The sequence below is a fragment of the Massilia sp. YIM B02443 genome (assembly GCF_030411955.1).
In the GTDB taxonomy this organism is placed as follows: domain Bacteria; phylum Pseudomonadota; class Gammaproteobacteria; order Burkholderiales; family Burkholderiaceae_D; genus Telluria.
Genome location: NZ_JASNRA010000006.1, coordinates 198093 through 221630, shown reverse-complemented (window position 1 = coordinate 221630; position 23538 = coordinate 198093). Strand labels below are relative to the sequence as shown.

27 protein-coding genes and 1 tRNA gene are annotated in these 23538 nt (G+C 65.0%); 10 read left to right on the top strand and 18 right to left on the bottom strand.

Going from position 1 to position 23538, the window contains the following annotated elements; translation table 11 throughout:
- Nucleotides 1–80 precede the first annotated feature (80 nt).
- The 3 genes from QPK27_RS09090 to QPK27_RS09080 form a co-directional block, all read right to left on the bottom strand.
- Entirely contained in the window at nt 81–311 is a 231-nt protein-coding gene (locus QPK27_RS09090; RefSeq protein WP_290417897.1) for a hypothetical protein, read from the bottom strand.
- A 114-nt stretch (nt 312–425) separates the two neighbouring features.
- Complete coding sequence (locus QPK27_RS09085) at nt 426–866, bottom strand: FKBP-type peptidyl-prolyl cis-trans isomerase (protein ID WP_290417896.1); 441 nt, start codon at nt 864–866, stop codon at nt 426–428.
- A gap of 153 nt (nt 867–1019) precedes the next feature.
- Nucleotides 1020–2897, bottom strand: coding sequence for a potassium transporter Kup (locus tag QPK27_RS09080; RefSeq protein WP_290417895.1), 1878 nt, complete (start codon nt 2895–2897; stop codon nt 1020–1022).
- Between the two features lie 173 nt (nt 2898–3070).
- On the opposite strand from QPK27_RS09080, the gene rarD reads away from it, so the two are divergent.
- From rarD to QPK27_RS09065, 3 genes are all read left to right on the top strand, one after another.
- Nucleotides 3071–3952 carry an EamA family transporter RarD gene (gene rarD, locus QPK27_RS09075; protein ID WP_290417894.1) on the top strand — a complete coding sequence of 294 codons (882 nt, stop codon included), beginning with the start codon at nt 3071–3073 and terminating at the stop codon, nt 3950–3952.
- Nucleotides 3953–4071: 119 nt separating this feature from the next.
- Nucleotides 4072–5739, top strand: a complete 1668-nt coding sequence (gene ettA / locus QPK27_RS09070) for an energy-dependent translational throttle protein EttA (RefSeq protein WP_290417893.1) — start codon at nt 4072–4074, stop codon at nt 5737–5739.
- Nucleotides 5740–5931: 192 nt separating this feature from the next.
- On the top strand, nt 5932–6465 hold the full coding sequence (locus tag QPK27_RS09065) for a transposase (RefSeq protein WP_290417892.1): 534 nt from the start codon (nt 5932–5934) through the stop codon (nt 6463–6465).
- 139 nt (nt 6466–6604) lie between these two features.
- Here the strand turns inward: QPK27_RS09065 and QPK27_RS09060 are convergent, their stop codons facing one another.
- From QPK27_RS09060 to QPK27_RS09020, 9 genes are all read right to left on the bottom strand, one after another.
- Nucleotides 6605–7180, bottom strand: coding sequence for a porin family protein (locus QPK27_RS09060; RefSeq protein WP_290417891.1), 576 nt, complete (start codon nt 7178–7180; stop codon nt 6605–6607).
- 178 nt (nt 7181–7358) lie between these two features.
- Complete coding sequence (locus QPK27_RS09055; RefSeq protein WP_290417890.1) at nt 7359–7955, bottom strand: alpha-ketoglutarate-dependent dioxygenase AlkB; 597 nt, start codon at nt 7953–7955, stop codon at nt 7359–7361.
- A 140-nt stretch (nt 7956–8095) separates the two neighbouring features.
- Nucleotides 8096–8458 (bottom strand): hypothetical protein, encoded by a 363-nt coding sequence (locus QPK27_RS09050; RefSeq protein ID WP_290417889.1) that lies wholly within the window; start codon nt 8456–8458, stop codon nt 8096–8098.
- A gap of 121 nt (nt 8459–8579) precedes the next feature.
- Nucleotides 8580–8957, bottom strand: coding sequence for an MAPEG family protein (locus QPK27_RS09045; protein WP_290417888.1), 378 nt, complete (start codon nt 8955–8957; stop codon nt 8580–8582).
- Nucleotides 8958–9014: 57 nt separating this feature from the next.
- Entirely contained in the window at nt 9015–9845 is an 831-nt protein-coding gene (locus QPK27_RS09040; protein ID WP_290417887.1) for a Rossmann-like and DUF2520 domain-containing protein, read from the bottom strand.
- Complete coding sequence (locus tag QPK27_RS09035) at nt 9845–10423, bottom strand: DUF924 family protein (protein ID WP_290417886.1); 579 nt, start codon at nt 10421–10423, stop codon at nt 9845–9847. The genes QPK27_RS09040 and QPK27_RS09035 overlap by 1 nt, the downstream gene beginning before the upstream one ends.
- Nucleotides 10424–10473: 50 nt before the next feature.
- Nucleotides 10474–11217, bottom strand: a complete 744-nt coding sequence (locus tag QPK27_RS09030) for an MgtC/SapB family protein (protein WP_290417885.1) — start codon at nt 11215–11217, stop codon at nt 10474–10476.
- A 30-nt stretch (nt 11218–11247) separates the two neighbouring features.
- Nucleotides 11248–11508, bottom strand: a complete 261-nt coding sequence (locus tag QPK27_RS09025) for a hypothetical protein (protein WP_290417884.1) — start codon at nt 11506–11508, stop codon at nt 11248–11250.
- Between the two features lies 1 nt (nt 11509).
- On the bottom strand, nt 11510–13327 hold the full coding sequence (locus tag QPK27_RS09020) for an aminopeptidase P family protein (RefSeq protein WP_290417883.1): 1818 nt from the start codon (nt 13325–13327) through the stop codon (nt 11510–11512).
- Nucleotides 13328–13505: 178 nt separating this feature from the next.
- Here QPK27_RS09020 and QPK27_RS09015 point away from each other — a divergent pair, with 178 nt between their 5' ends.
- Nucleotides 13506–14090 (top strand): hypoxanthine-guanine phosphoribosyltransferase, encoded by a 585-nt coding sequence (locus tag QPK27_RS09015; protein ID WP_290417882.1) that lies wholly within the window; start codon nt 13506–13508, stop codon nt 14088–14090.
- Nucleotides 14091–14139: 49 nt separating this feature from the next.
- Here the strand turns inward: QPK27_RS09015 and QPK27_RS09010 are convergent, their stop codons facing one another.
- A complete protein-coding gene (locus QPK27_RS09010) occupies nt 14140–15093 on the bottom strand; it encodes a nitronate monooxygenase family protein (protein WP_290417881.1) in 954 nt (317 codons plus the stop codon).
- Between the two features lie 104 nt (nt 15094–15197).
- Complete coding sequence (locus tag QPK27_RS09005; RefSeq protein WP_290417880.1) at nt 15198–15392, bottom strand: DUF1289 domain-containing protein; 195 nt, start codon at nt 15390–15392, stop codon at nt 15198–15200.
- Nucleotides 15393–15551: 159 nt separating this feature from the next.
- Here QPK27_RS09005 and QPK27_RS09000 point away from each other — a divergent pair, with 159 nt between their 5' ends.
- Nucleotides 15552–16601, top strand: coding sequence for a PHB depolymerase family esterase (locus QPK27_RS09000; RefSeq protein WP_290417879.1), 1050 nt, complete (start codon nt 15552–15554; stop codon nt 16599–16601).
- A 2-nt stretch (nt 16602–16603) separates the two neighbouring features.
- On the opposite strand, the gene QPK27_RS08995 is transcribed toward QPK27_RS09000, so the two are convergent.
- A complete protein-coding gene (locus QPK27_RS08995) occupies nt 16604–16792 on the bottom strand; it encodes a cysteine-rich CWC family protein (protein ID WP_290417878.1) in 189 nt (62 codons plus the stop codon).
- A gap of 179 nt (nt 16793–16971) precedes the next feature.
- On the opposite strand from QPK27_RS08995, the gene argB reads away from it, so the two are divergent.
- The 5 genes from argB to pabB all read left to right on the top strand — a co-directional run bounded on the left by argB (nt 16972) and on the right by pabB (nt 21383).
- Nucleotides 16972–17901 (top strand): acetylglutamate kinase, encoded by a 930-nt coding sequence (gene argB, locus QPK27_RS08990; protein WP_290417877.1) that lies wholly within the window; start codon nt 16972–16974, stop codon nt 17899–17901.
- 70 nt (nt 17902–17971) lie between these two features.
- Nucleotides 17972–18046 (top strand) — tRNA-Thr (locus tag QPK27_RS08985).
- A gap of 165 nt (nt 18047–18211) precedes the next feature.
- Nucleotides 18212–18970 (top strand): pyrimidine 5'-nucleotidase, encoded by a 759-nt coding sequence (locus QPK27_RS08980; protein ID WP_290417876.1) that lies wholly within the window; start codon nt 18212–18214, stop codon nt 18968–18970.
- 8 nt (nt 18971–18978) lie between these two features.
- Nucleotides 18979–19557, top strand: coding sequence for a nucleoid occlusion factor SlmA (slmA, locus tag QPK27_RS08975; protein ID WP_290417875.1), 579 nt, complete (start codon nt 18979–18981; stop codon nt 19555–19557).
- A 5-nt stretch (nt 19558–19562) separates the two neighbouring features.
- Nucleotides 19563–21383: an aminodeoxychorismate synthase component I gene (pabB, locus tag QPK27_RS08970; RefSeq protein ID WP_290417874.1), complete on the top strand. Its 1821-nt coding sequence runs from the start codon at nt 19563–19565 to the stop codon at nt 21381–21383.
- Nucleotides 21384–21419: 36 nt separating this feature from the next.
- Here pabB and QPK27_RS08965 read toward each other — a convergent pair whose 3' ends face one another.
- From QPK27_RS08965 to QPK27_RS08955, 3 genes are all read right to left on the bottom strand, one after another.
- On the bottom strand, nt 21420–22031 hold the full coding sequence (locus QPK27_RS08965; RefSeq protein WP_290417873.1) for an OmpW family protein: 612 nt from the start codon (nt 22029–22031) through the stop codon (nt 21420–21422).
- Between the two features lie 247 nt (nt 22032–22278).
- Nucleotides 22279–22860, bottom strand: coding sequence for a glutathione peroxidase (locus QPK27_RS08960; RefSeq protein WP_290417872.1), 582 nt, complete (start codon nt 22858–22860; stop codon nt 22279–22281).
- Between the two features lie 70 nt (nt 22861–22930).
- Nucleotides 22931–23353, bottom strand: a complete 423-nt coding sequence (locus tag QPK27_RS08955; RefSeq protein WP_290417871.1) for a CoA-binding protein — start codon at nt 23351–23353, stop codon at nt 22931–22933.
- Nucleotides 23354–23538 lie beyond the last annotated feature (185 nt).

Here is a 23538-nt window from a genome sequence, read left to right as displayed (position 1 = left end):
CCCTTGTATGCACGACGAATCTCAACCATCGCGCAAACAGTCGGCCGTGGTTCTGCGCCAGCGCAGGAAGTCGCTCGGGCCTACCGAGACCCGGCCAGGCGCCCGGCCGCCAGCAAGACGACCGCCGACGCCAGCAACAGCCAGGCCGGCGGCTCGCCGGAGGCGGCAGGGTCGATCGAGACGACGTTACAGGCGGGAGAGATGGGAGAGCCGGCTGCAGATTCGGTAGCGGCAGCGGCGGCCGCCGTTGCCGCGGTGACGGGAACGGCAAGCATCAGCAGCAGGCAAAGGAACAAGCAAAACGGGCGCATGATCGGGGCTCCTTGCGGCGCCACGAGCATCGCCCGTCGCGAGGTGGCGGACCGTGCGCCAGATCAGTCGTGCGCGCCTACCGGGGCATGGCCCGGCCGGCGCCACTGCCGTGCTTAGTTTACGGCGGTCAGGCTCACTTCGAACACCAGGCCCGAGTTCGGCGGGATGCCGTTCGAACCCGAGGCGCCGTAGCCGAGGCTCGACGGCACCAGCACGGTGCGCTTGCCGCCGACCTTCATGCCGGCCACGCCCTGGTCGAAGCCCGCGATCACGCCGTTGCCGCCGACCGTGAACCGGAAGCCGGTGCCGGCATCCTTCTGCACGCCCTTGAAGTCCGACTTCGAGGCGTCGTACAGCCACAGGGTGTAGTTGACGGTGGCTTGCTTGCCGGCCACGGCTTCGGCGCCGGCGCCGACCGTGTTGTCGGTCTTGGTCAGTGTGGTCGGGCTGCTGACCGCAGTCTTGCCGCCGCCATTGTCGTCGCTGCCGCCGCCGCAGGCGCTCAGGGCGATCATGGCGGTGAAGGCGGCGATCACGGGGAACTTCAGCTTCATGGGAGGTCCTTCTTGAAAGGTAGGGTAAACAAAGTTTGCAAAATGAAACTTTGAACCTTACCCGAGCAGTTCCATGAAACTGTGGTGAATTTGTCCGCGATTTGTATTCTGTGGGGAAATTCTGACGCCGTCGTTCGCCATCGCTCCCCACGTTCAGATCTCGATCTGCGTCCCCAGCTCGATCACCCGGTTGGTGCGGATCTGGTAATAGTCCGCCGCGCTGCGCGCATTGCGCGACATCGCCACGTACAGGTTCTCGCGCCACGGCGCCATGCCGCCGCCCGGGGCCGAGATCACGGTCTGGCGCGCGATGAAGAACGAGGTTTCCATCATCTCGAACGGCAGGCCGAGTTCGCCGCTGCGCTCCAGGATGTCCGGAATGTCGGCCTCGTCCTTGAAGCCGTAGTGGATGTTCAGCTGGTAGCAGTTGTGGCCCAGGTCGACGATCTGGATCTGCTCGTCCGGCGCCACCCACGGTTCTTCGCGGATGTGCACGGTGAGGAACACCACGCGCTCGTGCAGCACCTTGTTGTGCGACAGGTTGTGCAGCATCGCGTGCGGCACGCCGTCGCTTTCGCCGCGCAGGAAGATCGCGGTGCCGGGCACCCGCGTCGGCGGCGCCACGAACAGCGACTCCATGAACGCTTCCAGCGGAATCGCGTGCTTCTGCAGGTTCTGGAACACCAGCTCGCGGCCGCGCTTCCAGGTCAGCATCAGGATCAGGAGCGTGGTGCCCATCAGCAGCGGGAACCAGCCGCCGTGGAACAGTTTGAGCGCGGTGGCCGAGAACAGCAGCACGTCGATGGTCAGGAAGAAGCCGGTCGCGCCCAGGCACACCCACAGCGGCAGATGCCAGCGATAGCGCGTGACGAAGAAGGTGAGGATGGTGGTCATCATCATGGTCGCGGTGACCGCGATGCCATACGCTCCGGCCAGCTCGTCCGACGAACCGAAGCCGATCACGGCGATCAGCACCACCGCCAGCTGCAGCCAGTTCACGGCCGGGATATAGATCTGGCCGATCTCGCTTTCCGAGGTGTGCATGATGCGCATGCGCGGCAGCAGGCCGAGCGCGATGGCCTGCTTGGTCATCGAATAGGTGCCCGAGATGGTCGCCTGCGAGGCGATCACGGCGGCCATGGTCGACAGGATCACCAGCGGGATCACGCTCCAGGTGCCGAGCTGGTGGTAGAACGGGTTTTCTACCGCGTCCGGCTGCACGATCAGCAGGCCGCCCTGGCCCAGGTAGTTCAGGGTCAGCGCCGGATAGGCGATCAGGAACCAGGCCATGCGGATCGGTTTGCGGCCGAAGTGGCCCATGTCGGCGTACAGCGCTTCGGCGCCGGTGATCGCCAGCACCACCGCGCCGAGCGCGATGAAGGCCAGCATCTTGTTTTCCAGCATGAAGTGCAGCGCGTGGTAGGGATTGAGCGCGTTCAGGATCACCGGCGCTTCGATGATGTTCACGATGCCCATCGCCGCCAGTGCCAGGAACCACACCAGCATCACCGGACCGAAGAAGCGACCGATGCCGGCGGTGCCGTGGCGCTGCACGCTGTACAGCACCACCAGCACCACTACCGCCAGCGGCACCACGTAGTGCGACATGCCGGGCGCGGCCACTTCGAGGCCCTCGATCGCGCCCAGCACCGAGATCGCCGGCGTGATCACGCTGTCGCCGTAGAACATGGTGGCGCCGATCACGCCGATGAAGAGCAAGGGGAAGCTCCAGCGCGAATGGCGCGTCACGGAGTTGGTAGCCAGCGCCATCAATGCCATGATGCCGCCTTCGCCGCGGTTGTCGGCGCGCAGCACCAGCGTCACGTACTTGAGCGAGACGATCACCGTCAGCGCCCAAAAGATCAGAGAAATGACACCGAGGATGTTGGCCGGATTCAGGGGCAGGCCGTGGTCCTGGTCGAACACCGCGCGCAGCGTGTACAGCGGGCTGGTTCCGATATCGCCGTAGACGATACCGACCGCCGCCAGGGTCAGTGCGGCCAGGCTGCTCTTCTTGTTCTCTAGGGTCAAGATTGCACCATTGCTGTTGTATTGGTGCGGCGCACCATAGAATACCGGTCAAGAAATTGCAAGTACATTTCGTGGCGCATCATACACCCGCGTCAATATTGCCTGCGCCAGCAACCTCGAGCGGATTGGCGGATAATGCCGCTCTGGCAATTCACTCACATCTTACAATTCCCATGCGCTCTGGCATTCTCTACGCGGCTCTGGCATTCCTGTGCTGGGGCCTGTTCCCCCTGTATTTCCACGCCCTGGACGAGGTGCCGCCGCTGCAGATCCTGGCGCACCGCATGGTGTGGTCGCTCGCCTTCCTGCTGATCCTGCTCGTGCTGCGGCGCCAGTGGAAATGGCTGGAGCAGGTGCGCCGGCCGCGCGTGTTCTTCAGTTTCGTCTTGTCGGCGCTGCTGCTCAGCGCCAACTGGCTGGTGTACATCTGGTCGGTCACCAACCACCACGTGATCGAGGCCAGCCTCGGCTACTTCATCAATCCCCTGGTCAACATCATGCTGGGCTACCTGATCCTGAAGGAACGCATGCGTCCGGCCCAGTGGGCCGCGATCGCGGTGGCGGCGCTGGGCGTGGGCTGGCTCACCTGGCAGGCCGGCACGGTGCCGTGGATCGCGCTGATCCTGGCGTTCTCGTTCGGCGCCTATGGCCTGCTGCGCAAGACCGCGGCGCTGGGCGCGCTGGAAGGCCTGTCGTTCGAGACCATGGTGCTGTTCCCGCTGGCGGCCGGCTACGTGATCTGGCTGACCGTCAACGGCCAGAACATGTTCCTGACCACCGAATCCGACACCACCCGCTGGCTGCTGGTGATGGCCGGGCCGTTCACCGCGATTCCGCTGCTGCTGTTCGCCACCGGCGCGCGCAAGATCCCGCTGTCGATCCTGGGACTGCTGCAATACCTGTCGCCGACGCTGCAGTTCCTGCTCGGCGTGCTGCTGTTCAAGGAAGCATTTACGGCGGACCGCCTGGTCGGCTTCGCGCTGATCTGGGGCGCGCTGATCCTGTTTGCCGGCGAAGGGCTGCTGCGCCGTTCGCCCGCCGCCGCAAAAACGTAAACCACGTCTGCGCGCGCGCATTGTGGCACGGGATTTTCTGAGGCATCGGCCAAGAAGTCCTGTGTCGGGCGCGCGTTCTGTCGTATCCTGTGCACCTTAAACAACACCAGAGTTAAAGCATGGCCAATTACGTCTATACCATGAATCGCGTGGGCAAAATCGTCCCACCGAAACGCCAGATCCTCAAAGATATTTCGCTGTCCTTCTTCCCGGGCGCGAAGATCGGCGTGCTGGGCCTGAACGGCTCGGGCAAGTCGACCCTGCTCAAGATCATGGCCGGCATCGACACCGACATCCAGGGCGAAGCGCGCCCGATGCCGAACCTGAACATCGGCTACCTGCCGCAGGAACCGCAGCTCGATCCTGAAAAAACCGTGCGCCAGGAAGTGGAAAGCGGCCTGGGCGAAGCCTTCGACGCGCAAGCCAAGCTGGAAGCCGTGTACGCGGCCTACGCCGAGGAAGACGCCGACTTCGACGCCCTGGCCAAGGAACAGGAGCGCCTGGAATCGATCATCGCCGCGGCCGACGGCGGCAACCTGAACCTGCAGATGGAAATGGCGGCCGACGCGCTGCGCCTGCCGCCGTGGGACCAGAAGATCGGCGTGCTGTCGGGCGGCGAGAAGCGCCGCGTGGCGCTGTGCAAGCTGCTGCTGAGCAAGCCCGACATGCTGCTGCTCGATGAACCGACCAACCACCTGGACGCCGAATCGGTCGAGTGGCTGGAGCAATTCCTGCTGCGCTTCCCGGGCACCGTGGTCGGCATCACCCACGACCGCTACTTCCTCGACAACGCCGCCGAATGGATCCTGGAACTGGACCGCGGCCACGGCATTCCATGGAAGGGCAACTACTCGTCCTGGCTGGACCAGAAGCAGGCGCGCCTGAAGCAGGAAGAAGCCACCGAATCGGCGCGCCAGAAAGCGCTGCAGAAAGAACTCGAGTGGTCGCGCCAGAATCCGAAGGCACGCCAGGCCAAGTCGAAGGCCCGCCTGGCCCGCTTCAACGAGCTGAGCGAATTCGAATACCAGAAGCGTAACGAGACCCAGGAAATCTTCATCCCGGTGGCCGAGCGCCTGGGCAACGAAGTCATCGAGTTCAAGAACGTTTCGAAGGCCTTCGGCGACCGCCTCCTGATCGACAACCTGTCGTTCACCGTGCCGCCGGGCGCGATCGTCGGCATCATCGGCCCCAACGGCGCCGGTAAGTCGACCCTGTTCAAGATGATCGCCGGCAAAGAACAGCCGGACAGCGGCGAAGTCGTGATCGGCAAGACCGCCAAGGTCTCGCTGGTCGACCAGAACCGCGACGAGCTGGCCAACAGCAAGACCGTGTTCGAAGACGTCTCGGGCGGCGCCGACATGCTCAGCGTCGGCCGCTTCGAGATGCCGTCGCGCGCCTACCTGGGCCGCTTCAACTTCAAGGGTTCGGACCAGCAGAAAGTGGTCGGCAACCTGTCGGGCGGCGAACGCGGCCGTCTGCACCTGGCCAAGACCCTGCTGCAAGGCGGCAACGTGCTGCTGCTGGACGAACCGTCGAACGACCTGGACGTGGAAACCCTGCGCGCGCTGGAAGACGCGCTGCTGGAGTTCGCCGGCAGCGTGATGGTGATCTCGCACGACCGCTGGTTCCTGGACCGCATCGCGACCCACATCCTGGCATTCGAAGGCGAATCGCAAGTCACCTTCTTCGACGGTAACTACCAGGAATACGAAGCCGACAAGAAGAAGCGCCTGGGCGAAGAAGGCGCCAAGCCGAAGCGTATCCGCTACAAGCCGCTGACCACCTGAGCCATGCCGGCGGGCGCAAGGCATCGTTGCCAAGTGCTTGTTTCGTAAAGGAAAGCCCGCCATCTGGCGGGCTTTTTTATTTGCGGAAACGAATCATGGTGACGCCAACTTCGTGTGTAGAATCTTTGTGGATGAGGACTACCGGAAGTTTGTCGACCACGGCCGCCGTGCGGACGTGGTGCTGACCAGACCATGCCAGATTACTGTCATAACCGTGTCCCGGGTGGGACGTTTTTCTTCACGGTGCGCCTGCTCGATCGCGGCAGCACCCTGTTGACCGAACACATTTCCGCATTCGGCGAAGCGATGCGGCTGGCGCGCACGCGCCGCCCCTTCCACGTCGATGCCTGGGCCGTCATGCCCGACCATGCCCATGCGATCTGGACCCTGCCGCCGGGCGACCACGACTGTTCCAGCCGCTGGCGCGCGGTGAAGATCGCGTTTTCCAAGGCGCTGCGCAAGACCGGCCGCCCCGAGGTGGACGACGGCGCCGTATGGGAACGCCACTACCGCCACTACCGCGTCGGCGACGACGACGATTACGCCGCCCTGGTCGACTACGTGCACACCGACGCCGTGCGCCACGGCCATTGCCGCGAAGCGCGCGACTGGCCCTGGTCGTCGCTGCACCGCTTCGTCTCGGCCGGGCACGACATGCCGGCGCCGAGCCTGATCGTGCCGCCGTGGGTGGCGCGGCCACAGGAGCAGGTGCTGGCGCGGCTGTGAAGAGGACCGGAGTACGCGATCAATGCCGGCAAGATGCCGGCGTTTTTCATTCTGATAGCCCAAAAACGTCATCCCCGCGCAGGCGGGGATGACGTAGTGAAGGACCGGGCTACGACGAGCCCGGCCTTACGCATTCAGCTTAGAAAGCGTACTTTGCGCCGATGGTGAAGTTGTTCGGGCTGACGCCGAAGTCACGGTTCTTGCCGTAACGTTCGTATTCGGCGATCACCGACACGTCCTGGTTGATGTTGTACTGCACGCCCAGGGCGCCGTAGGCGGTGTTGTCGCTTTCACGCTGGCTCAGCGAAGCGTTGATCGCCGACAGTTCGTTCTTGTTGTGCGCAGCGCCCAGCTTGGCGTAGCCCACGACCTGCTCGTTCAGAGGGGTGCTGAACTTGGCGGCGACGTAGCTCGAGCGGCCCTTGATCTGGCCATTGCCCGGTGCGCCGGCGAAGTTGTAGTGGATGTCGGCGCTACGGAAGTCGGTGTGGCCGATCTCGACGCCCCAGTTACGATTGAACTCGTAACCGCCGAAGATCTTGCCGGACGCCTTGTAGGTGTCGATGTCGGTGTTGGTTGCGCCAGCGCGCATGCCGTCTTCATAGTCGGTACCCACGACGCCGACGCCAACGTAGGCGCGCGGTGCGATTTCCTGGGCTTGGACAGCCGACACGGCGGCGGTGGTTGCGAGCAGTGCAATGATCAGCTTTTTCATCTCAATGTTCCTCTTCTTGTTCAACTGGTTCGCAATTCCCAACGAATCGCGATGTGACCAAGATAGCACTGCCAAAAGCGCAAGTCCGTGCCGATTCGGTAAGAACTGTAATAAAGTGTAACTTACTGACCCGTCAGTTACTTAAATTGTCAGCGCAATGGTAGGAATTAAACGTGTTTTAGCCGATTTTCCTGAAAGTTAGGTTGAGGCGAGCTTGTAACGGTCGCGTTGTTTTATTTACCCCATGCAACCAATATCTCTGCGTAGAGCCTGACATCAACAACAGACTGCCATCGGTAAGCGCCAGGCGGACTGTTTTTTTTTTGTGTTTATGCTTCAGGATGAAAGTGCGGGCGGCGCCGAAACTGAGCGACGCGATCACCGGTGCGGGACCAAGCTCGGGTTCGTCGTCGCTATGCATGCCCATGCTGTCGCGTTCGTTGCGATACAGGTTCAGCAAGACGCTGTTGAAACGGTGGCCGGTAGCGTCCTGGACTGCCGTGCGCAGGGTTTCCAGCAGCGGCGTGAATGGCGCCGGGTCAAGGCGCAAGCCGGAATAGGTATACGCGGCGTCGCCATACCACGCGCTCAGGCGCGGCTGCAGGTGGCGCTTGCCGTAGACGACGATGGTTTCTTCGCGCCAGTCGGTTTCCTGCATCAGGCGCGCCATGACGTCGGCGTTGGACCAGGGGAGCGGGAGTTGTGCCAGCCAGGCCAGTTCGCCGTCCTCGAGAGGGATGGGCGTCAGAGAGGTGTCTATGGCGAATAGATCCAAGATGCTTCCGATAACGAAATCCGTGAACGACAAAACGTCGCTCCTGCTTTCGCGGGAACGACGTTCTCATGGTACGACTTATCGTGAACCGACGTGGTTCGACGAGATCGGCCGCTCAGGCTTTCAACCGTGGCGGTGGATCAGGCGTAGGCTTCCGCCAGGCTCATCACACGCGGCTCGACCTTGATGCCGACATTGCCGAACAGCGAATCGATTGCCGCCAGGTTGGCGCTGCATTCTTCCGCTTTCCAGCCCTTGAACATGTCGGTGCCGTCTTTCTGGAAGTGCAGGTCGAGTACCTTGCCCTTGTCGCGGTGGACATAGCTTTGTTGGTGGATAGTGGCGAAGCCCAGTTCGGCCAGGCCGGCGAGCAGGGCGTGTGGTGGATTGTCCGGGTCGGTGGCCAGGAACACGCCGAAGGTCTTGCCGGGCGGTTTGGCCGCGACGTCGACTTCATAGACCCCGGGGGCCTTGGTCACACTCGTGCTTTTCAGAAACAACATGTCGTTCTCCTGTCGCGCGGGTAACCCTCGGGGCCATGCGCGATATGCTTGTTGGTTGGTCAGCCCTCAAGCTTATTTCCATACGGGAACTTTGTCGATGATTGTCTGCAGTTTCTTCGAGTTATCGCACCAATAGACCACACATTGTGGCGCCAATTAACATTGCGCAAGCGAGCATGCCCAAAATGAAGCCTTTTTCGCGCTGTGCCGGGTCGCGGTAATAGCCCAGCGCATACATGATGCGCGCCACGCACCACACCAGTCCGCCACCCGCCGCCCACAGGTCGCCGGTGAACATGGCGCACAGCCACAACGGCACCAGCACCAACGGCAGCATCTCGAGCGTGTTCATCTGCACCCGGTGCGCGCGCAGGAAACCTTCCGGCCCCTCCATCGAGGGCGCCGGCACCCGGTGCACAATGCGTGCGCGCGCCGCCATGCCCCAGGTCCAGAAATACACGCCCAGTACCGCCAGGGTGGTCCACGCCGTCAACAGCATATCGTTTCCTTATCCCAATAAGAATGCCAGCCGGCGTCTCCAGTGACAGCCCAGGGCTCAATTGCCCGCGCGTTTACGCCGCGCCAGGTCCTCGGTCGGCGGCACCAGCGCCGCGTACAGCGCGCCGGTGGGCGCATCCCAGGCCGCCAGCGCGTCCTGCTGGCGCGCCACGGTCGCCATGTCGCCGCGCGCCACCGGGCCGCTCAGCGCCGCCGCGGGACCGAGGCGGAACACGTTGGCCATGCTTTCGCTGGCGAGCGGGCGCGCCAGTTCGCGCGCCACGTCTTCCGGCACGCCGGCCGCCTGGTAGGCGCGCAGCGCGGCGTCGAGCACCGTGACCAGGTAGTTCGACGCGAACACGGCGGCCGCGTGATAGACCGTCTTGGCGGCGGCGTCGATCGCCACCGTGCGCGCCCCGATCGCCTCGAAGGCGGGGATGAGCAGCGCCAGCGCCTCGGCGTCGCCTTCGATGCCGCAGTAGGTGCCGCCGAAGTCGCGCGCCACCGCGTCCGGGTCGGCGAAACTGCGGACCGGGTGCACGCTGGCCACCAGCGCACCGCGCGCACGCGCCGCCTGCAGTTCGTTTGAAGCCCTGGCGCCGCTGCAGTGGAGCACCACCGCGCCCTGCAGGTCATGCGCTTCGGCCAGCGCCGCGCACGCAGGCGCGATCTGGTCGTCGCTCACCGCCAGCAGCCACACGCGCGCCGGACGCATCGCGGCGACACTGCCGGCAGCACGGCCGGCGCCGATGAAGCCGATCGCCGCATGGGCGCTGGACTGCGAGCGGGTCAGCACGTCGTGCAGCGCGAACACGCCGTGCTGCGCGAACAGGCGCCCCAGCACGCGGCCGACGTGGCCGGCGCCGACCAGGTTCAGACTCGATGCCATCAGAACCCCGCGCCCGGCTGGCTCAGGTAGTCCTGCTCTTCCGGCGTCGAGGCGCGGCCCAGGATCGGGTTACGGTGCGGGAAGCGGCCGAAGCGCGCGATCACGCCGCGGTGGCGGTGCGCATAGTCGAGCGCCTCGTTGAAGCCTTCGTGGCTGGCCGCCAGCTCGGTGAACAGTTCCACCGCGCGCTCCTGCATGCGTGCGTCTTCCGCGTGCTCGAACGGCATGTAGACGAACTGGCGCTCGACCGGGCTCAAGGCCAGGTGGGCGCCGCTGTCGACCAGCTGGCGCGCCGCGGCGAGCGCCAGCGGGTCGCCGGCGAACGATTCCGGCGTGCCGCGATGGGCATTGCGGGTGAACTGGTCGAGCACCAGGATGCGCGCCAGCACCCCGCGCGGACCTTGTTCGTCCCATTCGCGCAGGCCGCCCGCCGCGGCTTGGCCGATCGCCGCGCCGAAGCGGGTCCGGATCGCGGCGTCGAAACCGTCGTCCTTGCGGAACCATTCCATGCGCTGCTTGCCGTAGCCGGCGTCAGTCGTTGGCAGGAACCAGAAATCGAGTACTTCTTGAGCATCCATGGATTACCCCGTTGGATTGTTATTGTGTCGTGTGGTCGCGTGGCGCGGCTTCAGTTGCGCGCGTGCGAAAGCTGGAACGCCTCGACGCCGTCGAAGGCGGCCAGTTCGCCGGCCAGGGTCGACAGCGAGGCGCCGTTCTTGCGCGACAGCGCCAGCGCCACGAAGCGCCATTCCTGGCGTCCATCGTCGCTGCTGATGGTCAGCGAGCTGCCGGCGATCTCGTAGCCGCGCTCGAGCGCCACGCGCCGGATCGCTTCTTCGCGCGGCAGGAAGCCGCCCTTGAAACGCATCCGCACCGCCACCGCATGGCGCGACGGCAGGAAGGTCTCGAGCCGGTTCAGGTAGATCATGATCATCGCCGACAGAAAGGCGAGGCCCATCGCCGCCAGGTAGAAGCCGACGCCGATCAACACGCCGATCGCGGACGAGGCCCAGATCGAGGCCGCCGTGGTCAGCCCGCTGATGTTGAAGCCTTCGCGCATGATCACGCCGGCGCCGAGGAAGCCGATGCCGGTGACCACGCCCTGGATGATGCGGGTCGGGTCGATCGGCGCCAGCATGCTCACGTGGCCGCCGTACCAGGAGTCGGGATAGCCGGCCAGGATGGTCAGCGCGCACGAGGCCATGCACACCAGGCCATAGGTGCGCATGCCGGCCGCGCGGCCGTGGTACGCCCGCTCATAGCCGACCAGCAGGCCGAGCGCCAGCGCGCCGCCCAGGTGCAGCAGGATCAGCCCATTGGTGAACAGCTCGCGCGGCGACCAGTACCTCGCAATCAGGTCAAGTTCGCTCATGCGCGCGGCCAGTCATGCTTCATGGTGCGATCACGGCTTCTTGCGCACCAGCTGCTTTTCGAAGGCCGCATCGTGCTTGCTGATGCGCTGCACTTCCTGCGGACCGAGGCCGTTCACGAAGGCGACGAAGTCGTCCAGTTCGAGCGGCGCACAGAGGGCCGGGCTGCCCGGCGCTTCGGACAGGAAGAACAGGCCGTCGCCGGTGCGCGCCATCGACCACAGGGCGTTGCCGGTGCGGCGTTTCAGGCGCTCGACGGCGCTGCTTGCGCGGGTGGAACGCGAGCTGGCCATATCAGATCGCCTCCGTGCGCAGCATCAGCCATTCGAAGGCGGCGCCCTCGACGTGCGGTGTCAGGCGCGCACGCACGGTGGCGTGGTAGTCGTTGAGCCACGCGATTTCGTCCGCGCGCAGCAGCGACTTGTCGATCGGGCGGGTGTCGATCGGGCACAGGGTCAGCGTCTCGAAGGCCAGGTACTCGCCGAATTCGGTCGTCTCCGCCGATTCGTTGAGCACCAGGTTTTCGATGCGGATGCCCCAGCGGCCAGGACGATAGATGCCCGGCTCGATCGAGGTGATCATGCCCGGCTCCATCGCGGTGTGCGGATCCGGCGGCACCGCCGGCGAGATGGTCTGCGGGCCTTCGTGCACGTTCAGGAAGTAGCCGACGCCGTGGCCGGTGCCGTGGCCATAGTCGATGCCGGCGGCCCAGATCGGGGCGCGCGCGATCGCGTCCAGCAGCGGCGCGCGGGTGCCGCGCGGGAAGCGCGTGGCCGACAGGTTGATCAGGCCCCTCAAGACCAGCGTGTAGTCGCGCTTCTGCGCGTCGCTCGGCGTGCCGACCGGGATCACGCGCGTGATGTCGGTGGTGCCGCCCAGGTACTGGCCGCCCGAGTCGATCAAGAGCAGGCCATCGCCTTCAATGATGGCGCAGCCTTCGGGCACGGCGCGGTAGTGCATGATCGCGCCATTACTGTTGAAGCCGGCGATGGTCGAGAAGCTCGGGCTGATGAAATTCGGGCGGCGCGCACGGGCCGCGGTGATGCGGGTGTCGATGTCGACTTCGTTGATTGGCTGGCGCTGGGCATCAAGCAGCAGCGGCTCGAGCTCCGCGAAGAATGCGCACAGCGCGGCGCCGTCCTGCTCCATCGTGGCGCGCACGTTGACCGCTTCGCTGTCGAGCTTTTTCGACTTGGCGAAAGTGGTCGGGTTGATCGCCTCGACCACGTTCACGCCGTACGGCACGGCGGCGCGCATGCCGGCGGTGATGCGGCGTGGATCGACCAGCAGCGTGGCGCCGTCGGGCAGCGACTGCAGCGCATGCACGGCGTTGGCGTACGGCGCCAGGTGCACACCGTCGGCTTCGAGGCGTGCGCGCACATCCTCGGGTACTTTTCCTTCGCCGACGAACAGGGTGGCGTCGGCGCGGCCGATCAGCGCATGCGCCAGGAACACCGGGTTGAAGCTGACGTCGGCGCCGCGCAGGTTGAACAGGTAAGCGATATCGTCGAGCGTCGAGATGAAGTGAAAGCCGGCGCCGTGCGCTTCCATCGCGGCGCGGGTGGCGGCCAGCTTGTCGGCGCGGGTCACGCTGGCGAACGGCGGCAGGTGTTCGAAGATGGCGTCCGCCGGCAGCGCAGGACGCTCGCTCCAGACTGCGTCCAGCACATCGATGTCGGTGCGCAGCACCACGCCTTTGGCCTTGAGGGCAGTCTCCAGCAGGCGCGCGCCGGCCAGGCCCAGCACGCGCGCATCGACCGCCACGGTCTGGCCGACGGCCAGGTTGGCGGCCAGCCAGTCCACGTGCAACATGCTGGCCGCGCCCGGGATCTTCATCAGCGCGATCTCGGAGCCGGCCAGTTCGCTCTCGGCCTGGGTCCAGTAGCGGCCATCGGTCCAGACGCCGGCGAAGTCAAAGGTGGCGATGAAGGTGCCGACCGAGCCGGTGAAGTCGGACAGCCATTCGCGGCCCTTCCAGTGGCCGGGCAGGTATTCCGACAGGTGCGGGTCGCTCGACGGGACGATGACGGCGTCGACGCCGTGCTGCGCCATGGCGGCGCGCAGCTGCGCGAGGCGGTTGGTGCGGGCGGTCTGGAGATCGTGATTGGGCATGGCCTGGTGCTTCGCTGAGTTTTCCAAGCCACGTATGATACGCCGCAATGCCCGCCTGTGGCGCGTTCGATCATTGCGCCATGACATCACGCGTATCAGCACAAGCCGCGGCAACGGGACGCGGCCTTGTCCGGGGATGACGCATAATGGCCTGGCAATCAACTGCCTTTCAAGCCCCATGCACGATTTCCATCACGAGCGCGCCCGCGCGCTGCTGGCCAACGCCACCCAGATCGTCGATCCCAAGGGAGTACAAGACGCCGTGACACGCGTCGCCGACAGTCTCAACGCCCGCTTCGGCGCCGCCGACTCCACCGAATTCCCGCTGGTGCTGGGGGTGATGGGCGGCGCGGTGGTGTTCACCGGCCATCTGCTGCCGCAACTGTCGTTCCCGCTCGACTTCGACTACATCCACGTCAGCCGCTACGGCGACGAAGACCGCGGCGGTGAGCTGGTGTGGAAAGTGGTGCCGCGCCAGAACGTGGCGGGGCGCATCATCATCCTGGTCGACGACATCCTGGACGAAGGCGAGACCCTGGCCCACGTGAAGCAGCGCCTGCTCGACATGGGCGCGGCGGAAGTGATCATCGCGGTGTTCGCGGACAAGGACCTGGGGCGCAAGAAGCCGATCCAGGCCGACCTGGTAGGATTGTCGCTGCCGAACCAGTTCGTGGTCGGGTTCGGGATGGACGTGTATGGGTACTGGCGCAACCTGCCGGGCCTGTGGACGATCCGGCCCGAGGATTTGAAGCGCGACGAATAAAGCGTTTTGCGCGGTGGTGCGAGGCGCCACCGCGCAATCGAACGCTGTCTTACAGCGCCAGCCGCGCGCGCGCCGCCGCGTATTCCTGCGTCAAGCGCTCGACCATCTGCGCCACCGTCGGCACGTCGTTCATCAGCCCCACGCCCTGCCCCGCGCCCCAGATGTCGCGCCAGGCCTTGGCCGAACCCGAGCCGAAGCTCATCTTGCTCTTGTCCGACTGCGGCAGGTTGTCCGGATCCAGCCCCGCCGCCACGATCGATTTCTTCAGGTAGTTGCCGTGCACGCCGGTGAACAGGTTGGTGTACACCACGTCCGCCGCGTTCGATTCGACGATCGCCTCGCGGTAGCCGTCGCTGACGTTCGACTCCTGCGTGGCCAGCCAGCGCGAACCGATGTAGGCGAAGTCGGCGCCCATCGCCTGCGCCGCCAGGATCGCGTCGCCGGTGGCGATCGAACCGGACAGCGCGACCGGGCCCTGGAAGAACTTGCGCACCTCGCCCACCAGCGCGAACGGCGACAGCGCGCCCGCGTGGCCGCCGGCGCCGGCCGCCACCAGGATCAGGCCGTCCACGCCCGCTTCCAGCGCCTTCTCGGCGTGGCGGATCGAGACCACGTCGTGCAGCACGATGCCGCCGTACGAATGCACCGCGTCCAGCATCTCCTGCGGCGGCGCGCGCAGCGACGAGATGATGATCGGCACCTGGTGCTTGACGCAGACCTCGACGTCATGCGCCAGCCGGTCGTTCGACTGATGCACGATCTGGTTGACCGCGATCGGGCCGACCCTGGCGCCCGGATTGGCGGCGGCGTAGTCGGCCAGCTCGCGCTGCAGGTCGGTGAGCCAGACATCGAGCTGCTCGGCCGGACGTGCGTTCAGGGCCGGGAACGAGCCGACGATGCCGGCCTTGCACTGGGCCGCCACCAGCGCGGGACCGCTGGCGATGAACATCGGCGAAGCGATGACGGGAAGGGACAGGTTTTGCAGCGCGGTGGGCATCGTCATGGAGCGGGCTTTCGATGGTCGGTTGATCGGATCTTCTGCCGGCATGATAGCCCGGGAAAAGAACGGTCGTGCTAGATTTTTGCTTCTAAAGCATCATGCCGCCATCAGTCCCACCCGATGGCGGCTTCGCGCCGGTGGATCTCGGTCCACACCGCGCGTTTCTCGTCCTCGCTGGCCCCGCCCCAGGCTACGATCTCGTCGATCGTGCGCAGGCAGCCGCGGCACAGGCCGGTGTCCGGCGCCATCTCGCACACGTTGATGCAGGGAGAAGGAACGGGGGATTGCAGTTCGGGTGCCATGTGGTCGAGTGATGAATCTGAGGTGCACTGGAAGCGGCATTATCGCCCATCCGGGCATACGGCCGGCGAATCCGGACGGGCAGTCCTGCAACGCGTGCAAGGTTCGTGTAAGCTTTTGCCCCGACATTGCTGATGGTGCAGTGCACAAAAGGAGAAGCGATGAAGATCAATCGGAAACTGCTTGCGCAAATGCGCAGCGCCACACGCTCGCTCTGGAATGTCGGTCGCGTCAGCCCCGGCGCCGCGGTACGGCAGGCAATGCAAAACGTCAGCGCCATCCAGCGCGAAGCCAACTACCAGATGCAACAACAGATGCGCGACTTTGCCGCGCCACCGGATGCGGCGTTCGCGGGAGCGAGTTCGGCAACGGCTGCGCGCGCGGTACAGGCCGGCCGCTTCATCGACGGCAGCTACGCCAACGCGGCCGGACGCCGCGACTACAAGTTATACGTTCCGGCCAGCTATACCCGTTCGCCGGTGCCGCTGGTGGTCATGCTGCACGGCTGCGGCCAGGATCCGGACGACTTTGCCAAGGGCACCGGCATGAACCTGCTGGCCGACGAAATCGGCTGCCTGGTGCTATATCCCGCGCAAAGCGGCAGCGCCAATTCTTCGCGCTGCTGGAACTGGTTCAACGCGGTCGACCAGCGCCGCGACCAGGGCGAACCGTCGATCATCGCCGGCATGACGCTGCAGATCATGGACCACCACGCGGTCGACCCAAGCCAGGTCTATGTGGCCGGCCTCTCCGCCGGCGGCGCGATGGCGACCATCATGGGCACGCTGTACCCGGACCTGTACGCGGCGGTGGGCGTGCATTCCGGCCTGCCGTTTGCCTCGGCGCACGACCTGCCGTCGGCGCTGGCGGCGATGAAGGGGGATTTCCGGCGCGCCCAGGCGCCGGGACGGGCGCTGCCGATCATCGTGTTCCATGGCGACCGCGACACCACCGTGCATCCGGCCAACGGCGACGAACTGGTGCGCCACCTGGCGCAAGCGGGCACGGCAGAGCCGGGACGGGTACCGGACGGGCATGCCTACACGCGCACCGTGTATCCCGGCGACGATGGCATCTTGCATGCGGAACATTGGCTGGTGCACGGCGCCGGCCACGCCTGGTTCGGCGGCAATGCGCGCGGCAGCTATACCGACGGCCGCGGGCCGGACGCCAGCCGCGAGATGATGCGCTTCTTCCGCACCCGGCGTTGAACTTACGCCGGTTCGGACGGCGGCTTGGGATGTGCCGCGATGTATGCGCGCAGGCAGTCCGGACACCAGCAGCCGGCCGCATCCAGCGGCACCGCGACCGCCGGCGGCAGCGCCGTGCACCAGCACGGCTCGCTGCCGCCATCGGCCATCGAGCAGCCGAATCCGGCGCCGCAGCGGGTGCAGATGCTCACCGCGCCACCTGCGGTGGAGCGGAGCAGAAACCTGAGGCGAACAACGGGATTGTCATGGCAGGAGTACAGTAGCGATTGCTGCCATAAAATACAACAGAACGCCACCGATCTTCCACAAGGTTTACGCTGTTTTTATGGCATTGCCTGTAAAATCTCGCGACATTTATTTCGGACCCTCCATGAACGCTCAATTGACCAGCCTGAAGACCGACGACCAGAACAGCGACCTGACCGGTGTCTCGCCGGCGATCAAGGCGCAGATCCTGGCGGAGGCGCTTCCGTACATCCGCAATTTCCACGGCAAGACCATCGTCATCAAATACGGCGGCAACGCCATGACCGACGAACGCCTGAAGCACGGCTTCGCGCGCGACGTCATCCTGCTCAAGCTGGTGGGCATGAACCCGGTGGTGGTGCACGGCGGCGGTCCGCAGATCGACAACGCGCTGAAGAAGATCGGCAAGCAGGGCACCTTCGTGCAGGGCATGCGCATCACCGACGAAGAAACCATGGAAGTGGTGGAGTGGGTGCTGGGCGGCGAAGTGCAGCAGGACATCGTCATGCTGATCAACCACTACGGCGGCCAGGCCGTGGGCCTGACCGGCAAGGACGGCGGCCTGATCCGCGCACGCCGCATGGCCATGCCTGACAAGGAAAAACCAGGCGAGTTCCTGGACATCGGTTTTGTTGGCGAAATCGAAGCGATCAACCCGGCGGTCGTGAAAGCGCTGCAGGACGACGCCTTCATCCCGATCATCTCGCCGATCGGCTTCGGCCACGACGGCCAGGCCTACAACATCAACGCCGACGTGGTCGCCGGCAAGATCGCGGAAATCCTGAAAGCCGAAAAGCTGATCATGATGACCAACATCGCCGGCGTGCAAGATAAATCCGGCAACCTGGTGACCGACCTGTCGGCGCGCGAGATCGACGAAATGTTCGCGGACGGCACGATTTCGGGCGGCATGCTGCCGAAAATCTCGTCGGCGCTGGACGCCGCCAAGTCGGGTGTGAACACCGTGCACATCATCGACGGCCGCATCGAACACTCTTTGTTGCTCGAAGTCTTGACGGAACAGGCTTTTGGCACTATGATCCGGTCTCACTAATTTTTTGCGGCGGAAACTCTGCCGCGAAGAATCGAGTCTCAGGTGGGCTTCGCCCACCGAGGATCTACCCGCCCTTGTAGCTCAGTGGTAGAGCACTCCCTTGGTAAGGGAGAGGCCACGTGTTCAATCCACGTCAAGGGCACCATCTCCCCTCTCCCGTTGTATCCTCCCAGATCTGTCTGTTTGCCGCATGTGCGCGCAGGACAACGTTCGCCGCTTGCATCGCAGTTCATGCCATAGTTCACGCCATGACGCCGTCATGCGCCGCTGGCTATAATCGCAGCTTGCTAATCCATTCTTCCTCCTTGCTGTGGCAAGCTCATCTCCCATTTCGTCGATCCGCGCGCCGGTCTGGCTGTTCGACCTCGACAACACATTGCACGACGCCTCGCACGCGATCTTCCCGGCCATCAGCGCCAACATGAACACGTATATCGCGCGCGTGCTCGCCGCCGGCGGCGACCCGGTGACGCAGGAGATGGTCGACGCCGCCCGGCGCGGTTACTGGCAGCGCTACGGCGCCACCCTGCTCGGCATGATCCGCCACCACCAGGTGTGCGCAGCCGATTTCCTGAAGCAGACCCACGACATCGGCCCACTGGAAGCGCTGCTGCGCGCCGAACGCGGCCTGGGCCGCCTGCTGCGCCGCCTGCCAGGCCGCAAGATCTTGCTGACCAATGCGCCGAACAGCTATTCGACCGAGATCGTGCGCCGCCTGAAGCTGCACAACCATTTCTCGCACCACGTGGCGATCGAGCACATGCACGTGCACGGGCAACTGCGCCCGAAACCGTCGAAACTGATGCTGCGCCGCCTGCTGCGCAAGCACGGCGTGGCGGCCCAGCGCTGCATCCTGGTCGAGGACACGCTGGCCAATCTGCGCACCGCGCGCCAGCTCGGCTTGCGCACGGTCTGGGTCACGCAATACCTCAAGATGAGCGACCCGATTGGAAAAGCACCTCTACCGCGGACCCTGAAATGCCCCGGTTACGTCAATGTCAAAGTAAAATCCGTGCGGCAACTTCCAGCACGGCTATCCAGGCTGCGCACAACACACAACAACTACTAGGGATTTCCATGGCAAGCACCAAGCCAGGCCAGCGCAAGCTGCAGATCCTCCAGGCCTTGGCCTCGATGCTCGAGCAGCCCAAGGGAGAGAAAATCACCACCGCCGCCCTCGCCGCGCGGCTGTCGGTGTCCGAAGCGGCGCTGTACCGTCATTTCGCCAGCAAGGCGCAGATGTACGAAGGACTGATCGAGTTCATCGAGTCGTCGGTGTTCGGCGTCATCAACCAGATCACCGAGAAGGAAGAAGGCGGCATGGAGCAGGCCTACGCCATGCTCAACATGCTGCTCGGCTTCGCGGCCAGCAACCCGGGCATGACGCGGGTGCTGATCGGCGACGTGCTGGTCAACGAGGACGAGCGCCTGCAGCACCGCATGAACGCGTTCTACGACAAGATCGAACTGGCCTTCAAGGGCGCGCTGCGCCTGGCGGTGACGCAGGGCCACGGCCAGGAAGCCGACGTCGCCGCACGCGCCAGCCTGCTGGTGAACTACGTCACCGGCCGCTGGCACCGCTACGCCAAGAGCGGTTTCAAGATCAACCCGCTTGAGGCCACGTCGCTGCAGCTGTCATTGCTGCTGGCTGCCTGACGATCATGCAGTCCGGCGACGTCTTCGCATTGCTCGACGATGCCCGCGCCGCCGGGGAGGCGCGCTCGCGCCTGTACACCGGACACGCGGGCACGCTGCGCTGCGAGGACGCCGCCGGCTGGCCGTCGCTGCTGGAGCAAATGCAGGAGGCGCTGGGACGCGGCCTGTATGCGGTGCCGCTCCTGAGCTACGAACTGGGCGCACATCTGGACGGTTTGCCGGCGCACCGGCAGGACGGACCGCTGGCCCAGGTGCTGCTGTTCACGGGGTGCGAGCGCTTGACTGCGCCCCAGGTCGAATCCTGGCTGGCCTCGCGCGTGCCCGGCGACGCGCCGGCCGGCGTGGCCGGCATCGCGGCCAACGTCGACGAAGCGGCATTCGTCGACGCCATCGGCCGCATCCGCGACTACATCGCGGCCGGCGACACCTATCAGGTGAACTACACCTACCGCCTGCGCTTCGACGCCTTCGGTCCGCTGTTTGGCCTGTATGCGCGCCTGCGCGCACGCCAGCCGGTGCCGTATGGCGCGCTGGTGTCGCTGCCGGACGGCGGCGCGCTGCTGTCCTTTTCTCCCGAGCTGTTCGTGCGCCACGATGCGGGCGTGCTGCTGGCGCGGCCGATGAAGGGCACGGCCCCAAGCAGCGGCGACGCCGCGATCGACGAAGAACGCGCATGGGCGCTGGCGGGCGACGGCAAGAACCGCGCCGAGAACCTGATGATCGTCGACCTGCTGCGCAACGACCTCGGTCGCGTGGCGCAGACCGGCAGCGTGCAGGTGCCGGCGCTGTTCGACGTGCAGCGCTACGGCGCCGTGCTGCAGATGACGTCCACCGTGCAGGCGCGCTTGCGCGAGGATGCGACATTGGATGAGATCTTCGCCGCGCTCTACCCGTGCGGCTCGATCACCGGCGCGCCCAAGCGGCGCACGATGGAAATCATCCACGAACTCGAGCCGGCTGCGCGCGGTATCTATACCGGCGCGATCGGCTGGTTCGATCCGCCTGTGGATAACAAGGCGTTCGGCGACTTCTGCCTGTCGGTGCCGATCCGCACGCTGGCGCTGGCGCCGGAAGCGAACGGCGTGCGGCGCGGGGAACTGGGCGTCGGCGCCGGCATCGTGTTCGACAGCGATGCGCAAGCCGAATACGCCGAGTGCCAGTTGAAGGCGCGCTTCCTCACCGGGCTGCAGAACGAATTCGAGCTATTCGAAACGCTGCGCGGATCGTGGGACGACGGCGTGCGCCATCTGGAACGCCATCTCGATCGGCTCGGGGCCTCGTGCGCGTATTTCGGTGTGCCATTCGCGCGCGATGCGGCGCGGACGATGCTTACCGATGCCTGCCTGGCCCTGCCCCACGGCCAGGTGCATCGCCTGCGCCTGGCCGTGTCCCCGGCGGGCGAACTGTCGCTGAGCTCGGGCCCGCTGGCGCCCCTGCAGGAACCGGTGGCGCTGGTGCTGGTGCTGGCCGATGAAACCACGTACAGCGGCGATGTCTTCCTGCGCCACAAGACGAGCGTGCGCACGCGCTACGACACGGCCTGGAAAGCGGCCGAGGCGCAAGGCGCGTTCGACGCCCTGTTCTTCAACGAGCGCGGTGAATTGACGGAAGGTGGGCGCAGCAATGTGTTCGTGCGCTTCGGTGCATGCTGGTTCACGCCGCCCTTGGCTTCGGGCTTGCTGCCCGGCGTGATGCGCGGCGTGCTGCTCGATGCGCCGGCGTGGAATGCCAGCGAGCGCGTGATCACGCGCGAGATGCTGGAGCGGGCCGACGACATCGTCGTCTGTAACGCCTTGCGCGGCCCGCTGCGCGCCGTCCTCGCCTGAGATTGTCCCAGGCGCTGCAGCGCATATAACATCCGCTTAGAAGCGGTAGCCGACGCCCAGGCCGAACAGCACCGGATCGACCTTCAGGTGGCTGGCGTTGGCGCCGCCCACATACACGTCGCTACGGATGTTCACTTTCTTGACGTCGGCATTGATCGACCAGCGCTCGTTGATGCGGAAGTCGACGCCGGCTTGCAGCGCCAGGCCCCAGCTGTCGTTTTCCAGGTCGCCGGCGCCGTCCAGCAGGCGCACCTTCGAGATGCGGGTGTAGTTCACGCCCACGCCGACGTACGGATTGATGGTGGCGCCCGGCGCGAAGTGGTACTGGGCGGTCAGGGTCGGCGGCAGGTGCTTGAAGCTGCCGATCTCGGCGCCGTCGAGGCGCACCTTGTGCTTCTGTGGATAAGTCAGGATCAGCTCGGCCGAGATGTGCGGCGTGAAGAAGTAGCTGATGTCCAGTTCAGGAATGGTCTTGGTTTCGACGTCGATGCGGTCGGAAGCGCCCACACCGCCGACCGGGGTCGATTTGTTGTCCGGGTCGATGTAGACGGCGCGGGCGCGCACCAGCCACGGGGATTCCTGGGCAATTGCCTGCGAAGCTGCCACAGCGATCAGGGCCACCACCACGGATTTCATCATCGTTTTCATTTTTTTCTTACCTTTCGTCTATGTCATATGCGACAGAGGTAAGCTTATTGATGAGACGATGAAAAAACGTTGATGTAGATCAAAATACCCACGCTATTAGTGTGGGTTATTAAGAGATAGTTGTTGTGCTTATGTAGGGTTGGCGGCTATGCCGCTCACGCGGTGATTGTTACCGGCTCCGACTTCGCGCCGGATGATCTGGCGGCTAACGACCACCGCGTCGGCGGCGAAGCCGCCAACCCTACGATTAGAGCGCTGCTTCGATCTTGCTGGTCAGCTGCTTGTCTTCCGGCGCGACCTTGCTCGGGAAGTATTCGATCACATTGCCGTCGCGGCCGATCAGGTATTTGTTGAAGTTCCACTTCGGTTCCTGGCCGGTCAGCTTGATCAGGCTGGCGTGCAGCGGATTGGCTTGCGGTCCCTTGACCGAGGTGGTGGCGAACATCGGGAACTTGACGCCGTAGGTGTTGAAGCACAGGTCGGCGATTTCCTTGGCGTTGCTCGACTCCTGGTTGAAGTCGTTCGACGGGAAGCCCAGCACCACGAAACCGCGGCCGGCGTACTTCGAGTAGATCTTTTCCAGGCCTTCGTACTGCTTGGTGTAGCCGCAGTAGCTGGCCGTGTTCACCACCAGCACCACCTTGCCGGCGTACTGGCACAGGTCCTGCGGCGCTTCGTCCTGCAGGCGCTTGAAGCTGTGCTTGAGCAGCGCCGGGCAGGCGGCCGGGCTCTTGGTCAGCGCGGCGACCGGCGCCGCCTGGGCGCGGGCGGGCTGGGTGACGCTGAGGGCAGCAAACGTGGCGAGCAGCGCGGCGGCGGTCTTGATCATGGCGAATTATCCACAGGCGGTTGAGTGGCCATGATTGTAGCGTAAGGACGCCGGCGCCGGCCGCCTGGTCTCAGGCGTTCAGGCTGCGGTGCTCGATCTTGATGCAGTGGTTCATCACCACGTCCAGCCCGGCGGCGCGCGCCAGGTCGGCCGCCTGCTGGTTCTCGATCTCGAGCTGCATCCACAGGCAACCGGCACGTACCGCGATCGCGTCGCGTGCGATCGGCGGGATGTCTTCGGACTTGCGGAAGCAGTCGACGATGTCGATGCGCTGGCCGTCGGCGGCCAGGGCGTCGGCGGCCTCCTGCAGGGTGGCGTAGACCTGCTCGCCGTGGATGGTCTGGCCGGCGCAGGCGGGGTTGACCGGGACGATGCGGTAGCCGGCTTGCTGCAAGTAGGCGCCTACTTCGTTGCTGGCGCGCTCGGGCTTGTCGGACATGCCGACGATGGCGATGGTTTTGCTGTCGCGGAGGATTTGGGCAATGCTGCGCATGAGGGCATCTTGGGATGTTGTCGTTACGCCCAGCTTATCAGGTTTGCGCCGTTGATCCGGTTCAGCGCTATCAATCTGCGACGGACTTGGGTCCCCGCCAAGGGGGGCGCCTAGCCCGGGGAAGACGGTTTTTAAACAGGCGGTTCTGCACAATTGCGTTAATTGCCAGCCTCGAAACCCTCGTC

Bases quoted from the DNA above. Each gene is read 5' to 3' on its own strand.
- QPK27_RS09090 (WP_290417897.1), bottom strand. From the start codon at position 311: ATGCGCCCGTTTTGCTTGTTCCTTTGCCTGCTGCTGATGCTTGCCGTT.
- QPK27_RS09085 (WP_290417896.1), bottom strand. From the start codon at position 866: ATGAAGCTGAAGTTCCCCGTGATCGCCGCCTTCACCGCCATGATCGCC.
- rarD (WP_290417894.1), top strand. From the start codon at position 3,071: ATGCGCTCTGGCATTCTCTACGCGGCTCTGGCATTCCTGTGCTGGGGC.
- ettA (WP_290417893.1), top strand. From the start codon at position 4,072: ATGGCCAATTACGTCTATACCATGAATCGCGTGGGCAAAATCGTCCCA.
- QPK27_RS09065 (WP_290417892.1), top strand. From the start codon at position 5,932: ATGCCAGATTACTGTCATAACCGTGTCCCGGGTGGGACGTTTTTCTTC.
- QPK27_RS09060 (WP_290417891.1), bottom strand. From the start codon at position 7,180: ATGAAAAAGCTGATCATTGCACTGCTCGCAACCACCGCCGCCGTGTCG.
- QPK27_RS09050 (WP_290417889.1), bottom strand. From the start codon at position 8,458: ATGTTGTTTCTGAAAAGCACGAGTGTGACCAAGGCCCCCGGGGTCTAT.
- QPK27_RS09045 (WP_290417888.1), bottom strand. From the start codon at position 8,957: ATGCTGTTGACGGCGTGGACCACCCTGGCGGTACTGGGCGTGTATTTC.
- QPK27_RS09040 (WP_290417887.1), bottom strand. From the start codon at position 9,845: ATGGCATCGAGTCTGAACCTGGTCGGCGCCGGCCACGTCGGCCGCGTG.
- QPK27_RS09035 (WP_290417886.1), bottom strand. From the start codon at position 10,423: ATGGATGCTCAAGAAGTACTCGATTTCTGGTTCCTGCCAACGACTGAC.
- QPK27_RS09030 (WP_290417885.1), bottom strand. From the start codon at position 11,217: ATGAGCGAACTTGACCTGATTGCGAGGTACTGGTCGCCGCGCGAGCTG.
- QPK27_RS09025 (WP_290417884.1), bottom strand. From the start codon at position 11,508: ATGGCCAGCTCGCGTTCCACCCGCGCAAGCAGCGCCGTCGAGCGCCTG.
- QPK27_RS09020 (WP_290417883.1), bottom strand. From the start codon at position 13,327: ATGCCCAATCACGATCTCCAGACCGCCCGCACCAACCGCCTCGCGCAG.
- QPK27_RS09015 (WP_290417882.1), top strand. From the start codon at position 13,506: ATGCACGATTTCCATCACGAGCGCGCCCGCGCGCTGCTGGCCAACGCC.
- QPK27_RS09010 (WP_290417881.1), bottom strand. From the start codon at position 15,093: ATGACGATGCCCACCGCGCTGCAAAACCTGTCCCTTCCCGTCATCGCT.
- QPK27_RS09005 (WP_290417880.1), bottom strand. From the start codon at position 15,392: ATGGCACCCGAACTGCAATCCCCCGTTCCTTCTCCCTGCATCAACGTG.
- QPK27_RS09000 (WP_290417879.1), top strand. From the start codon at position 15,552: ATGAAGATCAATCGGAAACTGCTTGCGCAAATGCGCAGCGCCACACGC.
- argB (WP_290417877.1), top strand. From the start codon at position 16,972: ATGAACGCTCAATTGACCAGCCTGAAGACCGACGACCAGAACAGCGAC.
- slmA (WP_290417875.1), top strand. From the start codon at position 18,979: ATGGCAAGCACCAAGCCAGGCCAGCGCAAGCTGCAGATCCTCCAGGCC.
- pabB (WP_290417874.1), top strand. From the start codon at position 19,563: ATGCAGTCCGGCGACGTCTTCGCATTGCTCGACGATGCCCGCGCCGCC.
- QPK27_RS08965 (WP_290417873.1), bottom strand. From the start codon at position 22,031: ATGAAAACGATGATGAAATCCGTGGTGGTGGCCCTGATCGCTGTGGCA.
- QPK27_RS08960 (WP_290417872.1), bottom strand. From the start codon at position 22,860: ATGATCAAGACCGCCGCCGCGCTGCTCGCCACGTTTGCTGCCCTCAGC.
- QPK27_RS08955 (WP_290417871.1), bottom strand. From the start codon at position 23,353: ATGCGCAGCATTGCCCAAATCCTCCGCGACAGCAAAACCATCGCCATC.